This is a genomic window from Photobacterium lutimaris, from assembly GCF_003025555.1.
GTDB lineage: Bacteria > Pseudomonadota > Gammaproteobacteria > Enterobacterales > Vibrionaceae > Photobacterium > Photobacterium lutimaris.
Genome location: NZ_PYMH01000011.1, coordinates 76,303 through 92,533, shown reverse-complemented (window position 1 = coordinate 92,533; position 16,231 = coordinate 76,303). Strand labels below are relative to the sequence as shown.

Genomic DNA, 16,231 nt, shown 5'->3' with positions numbered 1-16,231 from the left:
ATTTACTCCGCAAAATGATCATATCCGTGCAGTGTCCAGCTCAGCGGCTGGCGCTCGCGAACCAAGCTGATACCTTGTCCCGGCCGCAACTGGCCAATACAGGTTGCCCTTACACCGCTGCGAGCCAAAGCCGTGTCGACCGCGCCCCTGTTCTGCTCCGGTACAGTGAAGCACAGCTCATATTCTTCACCGCTCGCCAAAGCCAGCTGCAGTGCGGCATCACGTTCGGGTTCGAATGCGATAAGCTCTGGCGACAGCGGTAGTTTATCAACGTCAATTTCAGCTGCCACCCCAGATCGTTTCAGGATATGCCCAAGATCACTGATCAGGCCATCCGAAATATCCAGCGCAGCCGAGGCGAGGCCCCGCAATGCTTGACCGGCCAAAATACGCGGTTCAGCCTTATGGTGTCGCTCACGCAAGGTCGCCGCCAATACGGGGTTATCGACCGTTTTCTGGCCAAGCAGCAGCGCCAGCCCTGCAGCACTGTCACCAAGATTACCCGTTACGTAAATCCAGTCACCAGAGCGGGCACCACTGCGGGTCAGGGCCTTTCCTTTGGGGATAAACCCATGCACCGTCAAAGTAATACTCAGCGGGCCTTTGGTCGTATCCCCCCCCACCAGCTGGACATTGTAATATTCCGCCAAGGCAAAAAAACCCTCGCAAAACCCTGCCAGCCAAGCTTCATCCGGCTGTGGCATGGTCAACGCCAGCGATACCCAAGCAGGCGTCGCCCCCATGGCTGCCAGATCGCTGAGGTTAGAGGCAAGTGCCTTGTGGGCAACCCATGACGGATCAGCATCTGGCAAAAAGTGAGTCCCTGCAACCAAGGAATCGGTGCTTACCGCCAGCTGGCTGCCTTCCGGTACCTCCAGCAGGGCGCAATCGTCACCGATTGCCAGCGGCACATCTTTTCGTTTCACGGCCTGGTGTTCGAAGTACCGGGCTATCAGATCAAATTCGTTTGCCATATTCTTCTTTTGATAGATAGAAAAAAGGCCAGCATTGCTGGCCTTTGATAATTACTACGTGATTACTTCTTGCGAAGTGATGGCGCGGCTTTATCTAGCACACCATTGACAAACTTGTGGCTATCTTCAGCACCGAAGGCTTTTGCCAGCTCGATAGCTTCGTTAATCACGACTTTGTATGGTACGTCATCACGCTTGATCATCTCGTACATAGCAAGACGAAGTAGCGCCAGTTCCATCTGGTCAAGATCCTGTAAAGGACGTGACAGATATGGACGCATCTTGCTGTCCAGTTCCTGATAGTTAAGAACAACACCGGTCAGTAGATCACGGAAGTAAGCAACATCTGTATGAGGTGCAGCTAGCGCCGGAGCTTCAGCCTGATGTTCTTCTTCTTCGAAGTTGTCACCAGAAAGGAAATATTGTTCAATATCGGCAACATTACCTTTGGTAATTTGCCAAGAATAAATTGCTTGTACAGCAAAGTGACGTGCGTTACGACGTGCGGCTGGTTTCACAGCAACCCCCATTAGGATTCGATTTGGGACAGGACATTAACCATTTCAAGCGCGCTTAGTGCAGCCTCTGCCCCTTTATTACCAGCCTTGGTACCGGCACGCTCAATGGCTTGTTCGATAGAATCTACAGTCAGAACACCGAATGCAACTGGAGTATTATACTCTAGAGCAATCTGAGCCAGACCTTTGTTACACTCACCGGCAACATAATCAAAATGTGGCGTTCCGCCACGGATCACAGAGCCAAGCGCAACAATAGCATCGTAACGATCGCTTTTAGCAACTTGCTGAGCAACAAGTGGTAGTTCGTATGCTCCTGGGCAGCGAACAACAGTGATGTTGTCTTCACTGACTTGACCCTGACGTTTCAGAGCGTCTAGCGCACCTGAAAGCAGGCTTTCGTTGATAAAGCTGTTGAAGCGTGCAATTACGATAGCAACTTTTGCGTTTGGTGCCGCGATGGCGCCTTCAATTACCTTCATGGGCCTTCCTGTGACTATGTCTATTTCCGGTATGAGAAACCGCGGGAGTCTATCACACTTTATGCGTTATACCAATTGGCATATTCAAGCGTGTTCCCGTCCCATACCGGCAATGTTTGGGATGATTTTTTGAGTTCTGCGTTTAGATGAATAACGGGCAGCTTACCCGTCTTCATTATTCACAAATGTATTCAACCGCTTCGAGGCCAAAGCCCGATAGCGAATGGTAGCGCTGGGTACTGGACGACAGTAGGCGCATTTTAGACACACCTAAATCAGACAAGATCTGCGAACCCACGCCCACCTGGCGCGACTGATCTTTCGGATTAAGCTTCACGCCGGGTTTACCTTCTTCCTTAGCAGCCATATTTTGGACTTTGGTAATGATCGATTCTTGGCTTTCCGCCTTGCTTAGCACCACCAATACCCCGCCTTCCTCAGCAATACGCTTCATGGCCGATGGCAGTGTCCACTGGGTCGCCCCCGAGTGAAGAATATCTTTGAAGGTATCTTGCAGGTGAACACGCACTAACGTGGGCTCGCCTTCGACCACATCGCCTTTTTGCAACGCATAGTGGACTTCGTTATCGATGGTGTCACGGTAGGTGATCATCTCAAACTCACCGAACTCCGTTGGCAGCGTGCACTGCGCGACACGTTCGATGGTGGTTTCGTTGTTATTACGGTATTCAATAAGGTCTGCAATCGTACCCAGTTTCAGGCCGTGCTGCTCGGCAAAGATCTCGAGATCCGGACGACGGGCCATGGTGCCGTCTTCGTTGAGGATTTCGACAATCACACTTGATGGCTCCAAACCTGCTAGGCGTGCAATATCACAGCCAGCTTCAGTGTGGCCGGCACGGGCCAATACCCCACCTTCTTGCGCCATCAGCGGGAAAATATGACCAGGCATCACGATATCGGCCGGCGACGCATTGGCTGCAACGGCAGCCTGTACCGTCACAGAGCGATCGGCAGCTGAAATACCGGTTGTTACCCCTTCTGCCGCTTCAATCGATACGGTGAAGTTGGTGCTGAATTGCTCGGTGTTATCCTGCACCATCAAAGGCAACTTCAGTTGCTGACAGCGGGATTTCGTCAAGGTCAAGCAGATCAACCCACGGCCATGACGGGCCATAAAGTTAATTGCTTCAGGCGTGATTTTTTCCGCCGCAATGATCAGATCGCCTTCATTCTCACGATCTTCGTCATCCATCAGGATAACCATCTTACCGAGGCGGATATCTTCGATGATTTCCTTTGCACTGCTTAGAGCCATATCGCTACCTTATTCTTGTTTATATTCTGTCTGTTTATCGAAGGAACCCGCTGCGGGCCAGCAAATCCATAGACACTTCTGATTTTGGCTCCGCGGCCTTGTCGCCCAACATCAGGCGCTCCAAATAGCGGGCGATAACATCCACTTCCAGGTTGATCTTGCGACCCGGCGTGAACGCTTCCATGGTGGTTTCCGATGCCGTGTGCGGCACGATCGTTAGCTTGAACTCATCACCGCGGATAGCGTTAACCGTCAGGCTGATCCCATCAACAGAGACCGAGCCCTTCTCAGAAATGTACTTCGCCAAATGGGCGGGAGCCTTGAGCCAAAACTCAATCGCGCGGCCAGTTTGGCTGCGCTCAATCACTTCCGCCACGTCATCAACATGACCAGACACCATATGGCCACCGAAACGTGTGGTCGGCAGCATGGCTTTTTCCAAATTAACCTTCTGTCCCGCACGGTATTCCACAAATGCGGTACGTTTTAATGTTTCCAATGACAAGTCGGCCACATAGCCTGATCCGGTCAGTGCAACAACAGTCAAACACACGCCGTTGGTTGCAATGCTATCACCCAATTTTACATCGGATAGGTCTAGCTTGCCGGAGTCCACCGTCACAGAAATGTCTTTGCCTTTAGGGGTCAGGGCCGTAATCGTACCCACGGCTTCAATAATGCCAGTAAACATGTCAAACCTTATGCTTTGTCTGATTGAGTATATCTGTTTGGATATGGGCTTGGACACGGGCAGAGATACGAATATCCCCTCCGACCATACGCACATCCGTCACGCTCAGCTCGGGAACCTGATCCATCGACACCAGGCCGTTGAGATCAACCAACCCGCGGCTATCGCTGCCCATCAACTTGGGCGCTTGGTACAAGATCAGCTCATCGACCAATCCAGCTTGCAGCAAAGCTCCCGCGAGGCTGGCCCCCGCTTCAACCCAGATATGATGAATGTTGTTCTGTGCCAACACAGCCATCAAGGCCGGAAGATCGACACCCTCGCCTTCTTTGATCACCAGTTGTTCAACATCTTGCGGCCATGATTGCGTATCGGCCTGCTTTCTCGCCAGTACCGTTTTGCCCGGTAGACCGACCAAGTGATGCTGGGGCGTCACTCGGTTCAGGCTGTCAATCACCACCCGAACCGGCTGACGTAATTCTGCCTGCGGATAGGCTGACTGCACCTCCGTTCCCAACTCCTGCCAACGCACATTCAGCGACGGATCATCAGCCAACACTGTTGCACTGGTTGACAAGATAGCGCCGGCTCTGGCGCGATAGCGCTGAACATCCGCCCTTGCGGCAGGGCCGGTGATCCATTTACTTTCACCATTAGCCAATGCGGTACGGCCATCAAGGCTGGCAGCCAACTTCAGTTGGACATACGGAAGACCGGTTTTCATGACTTTAATAAAACCGGGATTCAGCGCTTCAGCATCTTGCTCGAGCAAGCCTGTTTGTACTTCGATACCCGCTTGCTGCAGCATCGTAATACCACGACCCGCCACTTTCGGATTGGGATCAACCATGGCGCAAACCACCCGCTTCACGCTGGCTTTAACCAGCGCTTCGGCACATGGCGGGGTGCGTCCGTAGTGGGAGCAAGGCTCCAAGGTAACATAGGCCGTCGCCCCCGCGGCTTTTGCGCCCGCTGCACGAAGGGCATAGACTTCAGCGTGGGGCTGACCGGCACGGTAATGATAACCTTCGCCGACGATTTCATCGCCATGGGCGATCACACAGCCGACATTGGGATTAGGGGTGGTAGTGTACTGACCGTTCTTCGCCAACGTGATAGCACGTAGCATCATGGCATGGTCGATAGATGAGAACATGAGACTTCAGTATTGGTTAGAAAAGCCGGCACATCACGTCCGGCATCAATTATTTTTCTAGTTTAGCGATTTCTTCACCAAACTCACGAATGTCTTCAAAACTGCGGTAAACAGAAGCAAATCGGATATAAGCGACTTTATCCAATTCTTTCAGCGCTTCCATCACCAAATTACCGATCATTTCCGATGGCACTTCACGCTCACCGGTCGCCCGCAGGCGCGATTTGATGGTGTTAATGGCACGCTCGATATCATCGGCGCTGACAGGACGCTTTTCCAACGCACGCTGGATCCCACCGCGCATTTTTTCTTCATTGAACGGGTCGCGGTTGCCATTAGTTTTGATCACCCGCGGCATCACCAACTCAGCGGTTTCAAACGTCGTATAACGTTCGCTACATGCTAGGCACTGACGACGACGACGAACCTGATGGCCATCGGCCACCAATCGAGAATCTATTACTTTGGTGTCATTGGCACCACAAAAAGGACAATGCATCTTGCCTCCTCAACTTCGTCGCACCAGTGTAACCCATTTCAATAACAGGGGGAGACTATTACCAAAAAATTTCTCCTGAAAATGCTATCGAAAAAGGCATAAAAAAGGGCCTGCAACCTGCAGACCCTCTTTTTATATTTGGTTACCGTCGCCAAGCGGCGTTGCTATTACGCGTAAACAGGTAGGCGTTTACAGATTTCCAGCACCTTGGCTTTAGTCGCTTCAATCACTTCTGGGTTGTCGATGTTATCCATCACATCACACATCCAGTTAGCCAATTGCTTGGCATCTTCAACCGTAAAGCCACGGCGAGTGATGGCTGGCGTACCCACGCGGATACCAGAGGTAACAAACGGGCTACGCGGGTCATTCGGTACACTGTTTTTGTTCACAGTAATATTCGCTGCGCCCAGTGCCGCATCCGCTTCTTTACCTGTGATGCCTTTGTCAATCAGGTCAACCAAGAACAGGTGGTTCTCAGTACTGCCAGAGACGATCTTGTAACCGCGCTCCAGAAATTCACCCACCATCGCCTTGGCATTTTCAACCACGCGTGCCTGGTAGTCTTTGAACTCAGGCTCCATCGCTTCTTTGAAGGCTACCGCTTTTGCCGCAATCACATGCATCAGTGGACCACCCTGACCGCCAGGGAATACGGCAGAGTTCAGCTTCTTGTATAGGTCTTCGCCCGCATTTGACAGGATCAGGCCACCACGAGGACCAGCTAGGGTCTTGTGCGTCGTTGTTGACACAACGTGCGCATGTGGCACAGGGTTCGGGTAAACGCCTGCAGCAATCAAACCGGCAACGTGCGCCATATCAACAAAGAAGTACGCGCCGACTTTATCTGCGATTTCACGCATGCGCTTCCAGTCAACAATCTGAGAGTAGGCAGAGAAACCACCGATGATCATTTTTGGCTTGTGCTCAAGCGCCAATGCTTCTACTTCGGCGTAATCAATCTGGCCAGCTTCATCAATGCCGTAAGGGATAATGTTGTATAGCTTGCCCGAGAAGTTGACTGGTGAGCCGTGAGTCAGGTGGCCACCGTGTGCCAGACTCATACCCAACACCGTATCACCAGCGTTCAATAGCGCCATGTAAACGGCATTGTTGGCCTGGGAGCCTGAGTGAGGCTGGACATTCGCATACTCTGCACCAAATAACTCACAGGCGCGGTCAATCGCTAGCTGCTCGGCTTTATCAACGAACTCACAACCACCGTAGTAACGCTTACCCGGGTAACCTTCAGCATACTTGTTGGTTAGCTGGGAGCCTTGCGCTTGCATCACGCGCGGACTGGTGTAGTTTTCAGAAGCAATCAACTCGATGTGCTCTTCCTGACGCGCCGTTTCTTCCTGAATCGCTGCAAATAGTTCAGCATCATAATCGGCAATATTCATGTCGCGCTTTAGCATCTGTATCTCCTGACTCGGATTGTTTTCAGTCCTTTTTGTCTCTGCTAGCCAGTTAATAGCTACACCGACAAAGAGGCGGTAAACACACAAAATTGGCAAAGATCGGAAAAACCGCAAAGCTAGGCGCCACGGGGACGCAAACGTTTTCGTCTCGCCTGTAGATAAAGCAGTATTTTACAGAATTTGATCTAAATCAGATACCCCTAATGTGACTTTTTATTGGTATTTATTTCATTTTTGGTATGAATTGTTTTCAAGTTGTTCACTCCCTCGGCATAGACAACCAAAATCAAAATACCTGCATTACAAGTCATGCTATAAATTAATTTTTTACGATTGCGTAATTTTTTTTGTACACCTCAAGATCAACAGATTTTCCTCGCGCTATCACACTTGCCAGCAATGGTCGATATCATGACGCGTCTAAACAAAAGGAGCGTTGTCTTGAGCCGTAACCACCATTCACTGAAAGAAAATATCATTGCTATTCTTACCGGTACTTTCATCGTTGCCCAAGGGGTTTTCTTTCTCCAGCAAGCTGATCTCCTCACCGGCGGTACAACCGGTCTGGCTCTTCTGGTCAGCCAGTTTGTCGATCTGTCTTTTGGCCAGCTGTACTTTATGATGAACTGTCCGTTTTACCTGATGGCCTGGTTCAGAATGGGCAAGAGCTTTGCTATTACCAGTATTATTTCTGGCGGACTGGTTTCGATCATTACTGATAACCTGCACCATGTGCTGGAGATCAGCCGTCTCGAACCGCTGTACTGCGCATTGATTGGTGGCTTGTTGATGGGACTGGGTATGCTGATCCTATTCCGCCACAAAACCAGCCTGGGTGGCTTTAACGTACTGGTACTGTTCCTGCAGGAAAAGATGGGATGGTCAGCAGGCAAGCTGCAGATGGGAATTGATATCACCATTCTGGTCGCTTCCTTCTTCCTTGTCAGCCCAATGGTATTGCTGTTCTCGATCGTCGGCGCATTTGTGCTGAACTTGGTTTTGGCTATGAACCACAAACCGGGCCGTTACAGTGGCGAACTAAAGCCACAAGCAAGCTAGAGTGGTCAAATAGTTTGATAAGAAGTGGAAGTCTATCAATGGCTTTCACTTTTTTATGCCAATTGACAGCCCTTCTAATACCAATCTGGATAAGTAGTTGATCAAGGATTTATGTAGGTTGGTATAAAGAGAGGAAAAGTGAAACTTATCTCAGTCAAATCATCTCAGACGAAGATGCTTTATCTCTAACAAGAGAAAGCGGAGCGTATACTAACAAAGTTGAATAGAGATGAAAGCGAAGGGATTTCGCTCAAGAACGCAGAGGGAGCGCGGAGTTTATACGCATAAATGAGCACTCCCGATAAAGTTATTGAGCGAAATAACGAAGCTATCATCTTAATTTAGATGGCGTCCTCGTCTTCTTCGCCGGTCCTGATCCGCACCACACGCTCAACATCAAACATGAAGATCTTACCGTCACCGATCTTGCCGGTTTGTGCCGTTTCGATGATGGTGTCGATGCATTGCTCGGCCACTTCATCGGCCACGACGATTTCCAATTTTACTTTTGGTAAGAAGTCGACCATGTACTCAGCGCCACGGTAGAGCTCGGTGTGACCTTTTTGGCGACCGAAACCTTTGACTTCGGATACGGTCATACCCGTTATGCCTACATCGGCTAGGGCTTCACGGACATCGTCAAGCTTGAACGGCTTGATAATGGCTTCAATTTTTTTCATTCTCATCATCCTTTGCTGAGCGAGGTACTGCTGGCAGGAGTGTGTTAGGGATCTGCCAACGACCTAATTAATTTAAGTGAAGTATATCAAAAGCCTGATGCTGAAAGATCAGCGTTTTAGTATTTTTCTATCGAGAATATGACATCATTGTCCATCATTTTCAGCAACAGCAGAACAGAAAAAAGTAGCACGCTACTATTAAGGAAAAAGATCGCTATTCCCCTAAACTCAGGGCTAAACAACTGGGGCAAATAAGGGATCATGCTGTAGTTGAAGAACATGGTAATTGCGGGAATAAAAAAGTAGAGCGGGATGAATCCCCAGCGATTTCCACGACTAAGACCGAGTATCGCACCGACACCGGAAAGCAGAACCAAGATAGCGATATAGCTTGGTACGATTCCGACCTGATTTAAGCTGAAAATCAGGGCAAAACTGTCGGCATATCTTACCAGGCAGATCATTACAAGTACTGCGAGGCCCTTGGTGGCCAAACGCAGTCCATGACGTGTTACATCCATTATTGTCTCTCTTCCATGAGGTAATGACAGACTGGGAAAAAATAAGCGCATATCTTATGCGGGTATTTTAACCAGCACAACAATTATTCAACCATTTAATCGTTTAATTTTCCTCCTTTAATTTAGACCGCTGTTTCACAATAGGTTCCCGGTAAACGCGAGATGAACTAGTAGTGGACGGTAACGAGATCGACCAATCCATCAAGGCTTCTGACTACCCGGGTTGACACTTTGGTGTCCAACTTTTGCCGGTTGAGCCATACCGCCTTAAAGCCCAACTGGCTGGCTGCCATGGCATCATTATGCGGGTGGTTGCCGATATACCAGCACTCATGAGCCTGTTTACCACTTTGTTTCAATGCGCGCTGGAAAATACGCGGATCGGGCTTGGCGGCTCCGACCTGCTCCGAGATCACCAGGTACGAGAAAAACTCACGGATCCCTGTAGCTTGTAGCTTGGCTTCTTGATGATAGGTGAAGCCATTGGTGATAATGGCCAGCGGTTCGACGTCACGCAGTTTTTCCAGTGCCGGTAAGACATCGGGAAACAGACGCCAGTATTGGCGGTAGTGTTCATAGTACTCGGCAATCAGCCTGTCGGCCTGCTCTTCACTGAGCGGTCGACGAAATAATGCACTGATCCTGGCCCGGCGCAAACCTTCAAAATTAAGTGCCCCTGCCCGCCACTGCCGACGCTTTTCATCGGTGATAGCCCGCCACATGGTCTCGATACCATCGGGACAGTCAATAATGTCATCACAATAGCGCTTAGCAAAGTCGCGAATGGCGTCTTGCTCCGCACCATCATGATCGAGCAAGGTATTATCAAGGTCGAAGAAAATCATTGCACCTCCTGCACCGGCTAGGGCCGACTCACCAATAGATGGATAACTTCAGCTTAATCATACATTTGTATTTAGTACTAACTTTATTTCCCAAAAATGATACAGGTAATAAAAAACCGCTCACTGGGAGCGGTTTTTTTCATCAATATTAAGCGATTAGCTTAGCCGATATTTACTCGGGCATTGCGGAACATGCGCATCCATGGGCTGTTCTCGCTCCACTCATCTGGGTGCCAAGAGTTAGCCACCGTACGGAAAACACGCTCTGGGTGAGGCATCATGATCGTCACACGACCATCTTGCGTTGTCAGACCGGTAATTGCATTCGGTGAACCATTCGGGTTATTCGGGTACTGCTGCGTTGGGTGACCGTTGTTATCAACGTAACGCACCGCTACCGTGCCTGATGCTTCGATGGCGCTTAGGTGATCCGCATTGCGAACCTCAACACGGCCTTCACCGTGAGAGACTGCGATTGGCATACGAGAGCCAGCCATACCGTCAAAGAAGACAGAATCCGACTTCTGGACTTCAACCAGGCTGAAGCGCGCTTCAAAACGTTCTGATTCGTTGCGAACGAAACGCGGCCACAGGTCGGCACCAGGGATCAGCTCTTTCAGGTTCGACAGCATCTGACAGCCGTTACACACACCTAGCGAGAAGGTGTTGTCGCGGTTGAAGAATGCCTGGAACTGGTCGCGAGCTTGTGCGTTGAATAAGATAGACTTCGCCCAACCTTCACCGGCACCCAGTACGTCACCGTAAGAGAAGCCACCACAAGCCACGAGGCCGTGGTACTCATCCAGTGCGGCTTGGCCTGTCAGGATATCGCTCATGTGGATATCCGTCGCTTCAAAACCAGCACGGTCAAAGGCTGCAGCCATCTCGACATGAGAGTTAACACCCTGCTCACGCAGGATAGCCATCTTCGGCTTGGCGCCGGTGTTGACCATCGCACCGGCAATAAACGGCGCGGCAACATCTTCGTTGATATCAAAGCTCAGGCTAGCGTTAAGGCCTGGATCGGTGTTGTCTTTCTTCGCTGCGAACTCTTGGTCAGCACAGGCTGGGTTGTCACGCAGGCCTTGCATCTTGTGGGTGGTTTCCGCCCAGATAGTACGTAGCTCGATACGAGAGCGTTCCAGTACCACAGCATCACCCGAGGTGATCACAACGCTATCTGACGCTTCTACGCTACCGATAACGTGAGTACATATCGCCAGACCGTTCGCTGCCAATACCGCTTTCACCGTGTCTAGGTCGTCATTCTTAACCTGAACAACGGCACCTAGTTCTTCGTTAAACAGCGCCGCTAGCGTGTCTTCGCCCAGCTCAGCAATATCAGCTTTCACACCACAGTGACCAGCAAATGCCATTTCTGCCAGCGTGACGAATAAACCGCCATCGCCTTTATCGTGGTAAGCCACCAGCTTGTCATCACGAACCAGTGTTTGCATTGCATCAAAGAAGCCTTTCAGCTGCTCTGCGTTATCAACGTCTGCTGGCTTGTCGCCAAGCTGCTTGTAAACCTGTGCCAGTGCAGTCGCACCCAAACGATTTTTACCGTTACCCAGGTCAACCAGAACCAGTGATGTGTCACCTTTGTCAGTGCGCAGCTGAGGCGTTACGGTCTTACGGACATCTTCAACACGGCCAAAGGCTGTGATCACAAGAGACAGTGGCGATGTCACTTCTTTGTTTTCGCCGTTCTCTTCCCACTTGGTCTTCATTGACATGGAGTCTTTACCCACAGGGATAGTCAGACCCAATGCAGGACAAAGCTCTTCACCGACCGCTTTAACCGCTTCGTAAAGACCCGCATCCTCACCTGGGTGACCCGCAGGGGACATCCAGTTGGCAGACAGTTTAATGTGCTTGATATCGCCGATATCGGTCGCGGCGATGTTGGTTAGCGACTCACCGACAGCTAGGCGTGCAGACGCACCAAAGTCAAGCAGGGCAACTGGCGTACGCTCACCCATCGACATTGCTTCGCCGTGGTAAGAATCGTAGCTAGCCGCGGTTACCGCACAGTTGGCGACCGGCACCTGCCATGGACCAACCATCTGGTCACGAGCCACAAGACCCGTTACGGTACGGTCACCGATAGTAATAAGGAATGTTTTCTCAGCAACGGTAGGAAGGCGCAGTACGCGTTCAGCCGCTTCGTTGATTTCAATACCATCGCGCACAATCGCCGGGCTATCGACTTTCAACGTCGTTGCATCACGGTGCATCTTCGGCGTTTTGCCCAACAGGATGTCCATTGGCATGTCAATTGGCGTATTGTCGAAGTGTGAATCTTCAAGTTTCAGATCACGCTCTTCGGTGGCAACACCAACCACGGCGTACGGTGCACGTTCACGCTGACAGATAGCATCGAATGCTGCCATATGCTCTGGCGCAACAGCCATCACGTAACGCTCTTGTGATTCATTACACCAAATCTCAAGTGGGCTCATACCCGGCTCATCGTTTGGCACGTCACGCAGCTGGAAGATACCACCGCGCTCGCCATCGTCGACAAGCTCAGGCAGTGCGTTAGAGATACCGCCCGCGCCCACATCGTGGATGAATGCGATTGGGTTATCATCACCCAACTGCCAACAACGGTCGATCACTTCCTGACAACGACGCTCCATCTCTGGGTTTTCACGCTGCACAGAAGCAAAGTCTAAATCTTCCGCTGACTGGCCAGATGCCATTGACGAGGCTGCACCACCGCCAAGGCCGATGTTCATCGCAGGACCACCCAGAACGATTAGGCTTGCACCGACAGGGATCTCTTTCTTCTGCACGTGCTCGTCACGGATATTACCCATACCGCCAGCAATCATGATTGGCTTGTGGTAACCACGTACTTCAACACCGGCGTGAGAGTTCACTTTTTCTTCGTAGGTACGGAAGTAGCCCAGCAGATTAGGACGACCAAATTCGTTGTTGAACGCAGCGCCACCCAGTGGACCTTCTAGCATAATGTCTAGCGCGTTAACGATACGTCCCGGCTTACCGAAGTCGGTTTCCCATGGCTGTTCAAAGCCAGGAATGCGTAGGTTAGATGTTGTGAAACCAACAAGACCAGCCTTTGGCTTACCACCAATACCTGTTGCGCCTTCATCACGGATCTCACCACCAGAACCGGTAGAAGCCCCTGGCCACGGCGAGATAGCCGTTGGGTGGTTATGCGTTTCCACCTTCATCAGGATGTGCGCATCTTCGTTATGGTAGTTGTACTGGCGAGTCTCAGGATCTGGGAAGAAACGACCCACTTTAGAGCCCGTCATGACAGCGGCATTATCTTTGTAGGCAGACAGAACGTGGTCCGGCGTGGTCTCGAACGTGTTCTTGATCATCTTGAACAAGGACTTTTCTTGCTTCACACCATCGATAGTCCAATCGGCGTTGAAAATCTTGTGGCGGCAGTGCTCTGAGTTCGCCTGGGCAAACATCATCAGTTCGATGTCTGTTGGGTTGCGCTCAAGCTTCGTCACGAAGCTTTCTAATAAGTAATCAATTTCGTCTTCAGCAAGCGCAAGGCCTAGCGTCACGTTTGCCTCTTCAAGTGCTTTTCGGCCACCTGAAAGGAGATCGACATCAGCAACAGGGGCAGGTTCGGCAACTTGGAAAAGGGCAACTGCTGAATCAAAGTCAGTGAAAACAACGTCCATCATGCGATCGTGGATCAGGCCTTTCAGCACCACCTCTTGTTCTGCAGATAGCTCGGCAGAGGTGTCGATATAATAGGCCGTACCACGCTCCAGGCGCTTGACTTGATCAAGGGCACAGTTATGGGCGATATCGGTAGACTTCGATGACCATGGGGAGATTGTTCCCGGACGAGGGGTAACCAGCAGCAGTAGGCCAGACGGCTCGTGCTCTGCAATCGTAGGGCCGTAAGTCAGCAAGCTTGTTAGCTTCTCTTGCTCTTCCGCACTCAGTGGCGCAGACAAGTCTGCAAAGTGCATGAACTCAGCATAAATACCTGACACAGGCAGATCCAATTCACGGCAACGCTCTAGTAGCTTATTAACGCGAAACTCAGACAGTGCGGGTGAACCACGCAAAATTTCCATGTGCGAACGTCTCTCGATTAGCAGTTGAATAAAGGTGATATTGGCCTAACCCCCGGGCCGATACCGGGACAATTACGTCAATGTCACCTCATTTGCCATTACCCGTTTAAGGCGACCAGCTCATGATGGGGCGTAGTATAAGGGAAATTTTTTTGTGACGTAACACCTGACGCAACCGTTTGCGTGTTTTTTTTTCAATCAGTGCCAAAAACAGGGAGATATCGGCCCCTGCAGAACTATCATGGTTCTTTTTGCAGCAATTTGCGGGGTTCCCAGACAGGCGGGGCTGATAGGCAGTCGCCTCTCTGGCAGAGCTAAACGGTGACACCGATAACAGGTGCGACGAAACCGCCGGGCTTAATTACATTTCTTTACGATTTCGGGTTTAAGAATTGCGTCATACTACGGCAAACCTGTCGTCAAAAGACGGTGATTATTTTGCGGATCGGACGAGCTTTGGTATAAAGGACATCCTGTTTTTACCAAGAGCATACATCGTTGAGCACTCTTCGACCGAATCCAAGTTATAAACAATTCATTGTCTTACTATTGAGCCTCTTGATGCTCAATGGCTGCTTGTGGCAGGAAGAGCCCCGCACGGAACTAGAACGGATCCGCGAAGAAGGGGTACTGCGTGTCGGAACGCTCAATAACCAGCTCTCTTATTATATTGGTAATGAAGGCCCTACCGGGTTGGATTACGAACTGGCCCGCCGCTTTGCCGAGAAACTGGGCGTGAAGCTGGAAATGAAGGCAATGTTCACCCTCTCCGGCCTGTTTCCCAGCCTCGATCGCGGTGATGTCGATATCCTTGCCGCCGGCCTGACCATGACCGATGAGCGCCTGGCGAATTTTCGTGCCGCACCGGCGTATTACTACGCCAGTCAGAAAGTGGTCTACAAAAAAGGCCAATGGCGCCCACGCAGCATCGTCGATCTTGCCGAAAACAAAGGTTCGCTGGCGGTTGTCAGCGGCTCTAGCCATGAGAAGACCCTGCAAGCCCTCAAGCAAGATCACCCAACCCTGACATGGCAATCGCTTGAAGAAATCGACAGCGACGAGTTACTTCGCCAAGTCGCCGTGGGCGAGCTCGACTATACCCTGGCTGACTCGGTCGATATCGCCTTGAACCAACGAATCTTGCCGGATGTCACTACCGCTCTGGAACTGACCGAAGATGAACCTATCGCTTGGTTCGTCAACCAGAATAATGATGACAGCCTGTATGCCCTACTGATCGAATTCTTTGGTGAAATCCAACAAAGCGGTGAATTGGCCAAACTGGAAGAAAAATACCTCGGCCACGTCGACAAGTTCGATTACGTCGATACCCGCGCCTTCCTGCGTGCAGTCGAAGGCAAGTTGCCAAAATGGAAAGGCTTGTTCAAGCAATATGCCAACGAATTTGACTGGCGCTTGATTGCTGCCCTGTCCTACCAGGAATCACACTGGAACCCACGCGCAGTCTCACCAACAGGGGTGCGCGGCATGATGATGCTGACCCTGCCAACAGCCCGCTCAGTCGGGGTCAAAAACCGTTTGGATCCGGAGCAGAGTATCCGCGGCGGTACCGATTACCTGCGTAAAATGATCAACCGGATCCCGGACAGTATCGAAGAGCATGAAAAAGTGTGGTTTGCCCTGGCGTCGTATAACGTCGGTTTCGGTCACTTGATGGACGCCCGCCGCCTCACCCTGTCACAGGGCGGCAATCCAGACGCTTGGAGCGATGTGAAGCAACGCCTGCCGCTGCTGCGCCAGCGCAAGTACTACAAACAAACCCGCTATGGCTATGCCCGTGGTGATGAGGCGCTACATTATGTGGAGAATATCCGTCGTTACTACCAAAGCATTATCGGCTACGAGCAGACCCATAGCCAAGAGCCACAGCTTGATGAAATTGAATTGATTGATGGCCTGCATACCATTACCCCGTCAACGGTTACGCTTGCCCAGCAGCCTCCAGCCGATGAGGAAGCCGCTGCGAACGAGGTATCAACACCAACCAAAACAGCCAACAATTAATCCCCCCC

At 51.0% G+C, this 16,231-nt stretch carries 14 protein-coding genes; 2 read left to right on the top strand and 12 right to left on the bottom strand.

Translation table 11 applies throughout. From position 1 onward, the window contains the following. Positions 1-2: 2 nt before the first annotated feature. The 8 genes from thiL to glyA form a co-directional block, all read right to left on the bottom strand. A complete protein-coding gene (gene thiL / locus C9I99_RS19815) occupies positions 3-974 on the bottom strand; it encodes a thiamine-phosphate kinase (protein WP_107350563.1) in 972 nt (323 codons plus the stop codon). A gap of 62 nt (positions 975-1,036) precedes the next feature. After that, positions 1,037-1,504 (bottom strand): transcription antitermination factor NusB, encoded by a 468-nt coding sequence (gene nusB, locus C9I99_RS19810; protein ID WP_107350562.1) that lies wholly within the window; start codon positions 1,502-1,504, stop codon positions 1,037-1,039. Next, complete coding sequence (ribH, locus tag C9I99_RS19805) at positions 1,504-1,974, bottom strand: 6,7-dimethyl-8-ribityllumazine synthase (protein WP_006646664.1); 471 nt, start codon at positions 1,972-1,974, stop codon at positions 1,504-1,506. The genes nusB and ribH overlap by 1 nt, the downstream gene beginning before the upstream one ends. Positions 1,975-2,149: 175 nt before the next feature. Then, entirely contained in the window at positions 2,150-3,253 is a 1,104-nt protein-coding gene (ribBA, locus tag C9I99_RS19800) for a bifunctional 3,4-dihydroxy-2-butanone-4-phosphate synthase/GTP cyclohydrolase II (RefSeq protein ID WP_107350561.1), read from the bottom strand. Between the two features lie 34 nt (positions 3,254-3,287). Continuing rightward, positions 3,288-3,944: a riboflavin synthase gene (locus tag C9I99_RS19795; protein ID WP_107350560.1), complete on the bottom strand. Its 657-nt coding sequence runs from the start codon at positions 3,942-3,944 to the stop codon at positions 3,288-3,290. Between the two features lies 1 nt (position 3,945). Continuing rightward, complete coding sequence (ribD, locus tag C9I99_RS19790; protein WP_107350559.1) at positions 3,946-5,100, bottom strand: bifunctional diaminohydroxyphosphoribosylaminopyrimidine deaminase/5-amino-6-(5-phosphoribosylamino)uracil reductase RibD; 1,155 nt, start codon at positions 5,098-5,100, stop codon at positions 3,946-3,948. Positions 5,101-5,149: 49 nt separating this feature from the next. Further along, on the bottom strand, positions 5,150-5,599 hold the full coding sequence (gene nrdR / locus C9I99_RS19785; protein WP_107350558.1) for a transcriptional regulator NrdR: 450 nt from the start codon (positions 5,597-5,599) through the stop codon (positions 5,150-5,152). A gap of 167 nt (positions 5,600-5,766) precedes the next feature. After that, on the bottom strand, positions 5,767-7,017 hold the full coding sequence (glyA, locus tag C9I99_RS19780; RefSeq protein ID WP_107350557.1) for a serine hydroxymethyltransferase: 1,251 nt from the start codon (positions 7,015-7,017) through the stop codon (positions 5,767-5,769). A gap of 444 nt (positions 7,018-7,461) precedes the next feature. Between glyA and C9I99_RS19775 the strand changes: the two genes are divergently transcribed. Beyond that, positions 7,462-8,079 (top strand): YitT family protein, encoded by a 618-nt coding sequence (locus tag C9I99_RS19775; RefSeq protein ID WP_420849255.1) that lies wholly within the window; start codon positions 7,462-7,464, stop codon positions 8,077-8,079. A 341-nt stretch (positions 8,080-8,420) separates the two neighbouring features. Here C9I99_RS19775 and glnB read toward each other — a convergent pair whose 3' ends face one another. From glnB to purL, 4 genes are all read right to left on the bottom strand, one after another. Next, positions 8,421-8,759 carry a nitrogen regulatory protein P-II gene (glnB, locus tag C9I99_RS19770; protein ID WP_036818686.1) on the bottom strand — a complete coding sequence of 113 codons (339 nt, stop codon included), beginning with the start codon at positions 8,757-8,759 and terminating at the stop codon, positions 8,421-8,423. A gap of 116 nt (positions 8,760-8,875) precedes the next feature. Then, positions 8,876-9,280 (bottom strand): hypothetical protein, encoded by a 405-nt coding sequence (locus C9I99_RS19765; RefSeq protein ID WP_107350556.1) that lies wholly within the window; start codon positions 9,278-9,280, stop codon positions 8,876-8,878. Positions 9,281-9,447: 167 nt separating this feature from the next. Further along, the gene (locus C9I99_RS19760) at positions 9,448-10,125 is read right to left on the bottom strand and encodes an HAD family hydrolase (protein WP_107350555.1); all 678 of its coding nucleotides are present in this window, start codon (positions 10,123-10,125) and stop codon (positions 9,448-9,450) included. A 161-nt stretch (positions 10,126-10,286) separates the two neighbouring features. Then, positions 10,287-14,198, bottom strand: a complete 3,912-nt coding sequence (gene purL, locus C9I99_RS19755; RefSeq protein WP_107350554.1) for a phosphoribosylformylglycinamidine synthase — start codon at positions 14,196-14,198, stop codon at positions 10,287-10,289. 561 nt (positions 14,199-14,759) lie between these two features. Here purL and mltF point away from each other — a divergent pair. Beyond that, positions 14,760-16,223 carry a membrane-bound lytic murein transglycosylase MltF gene (mltF, locus tag C9I99_RS19750; protein ID WP_243734654.1) on the top strand — a complete coding sequence of 488 codons (1,464 nt, stop codon included), beginning with the start codon at positions 14,760-14,762 and terminating at the stop codon, positions 16,221-16,223. Positions 16,224-16,231: the final 8 nt, after the last annotated feature.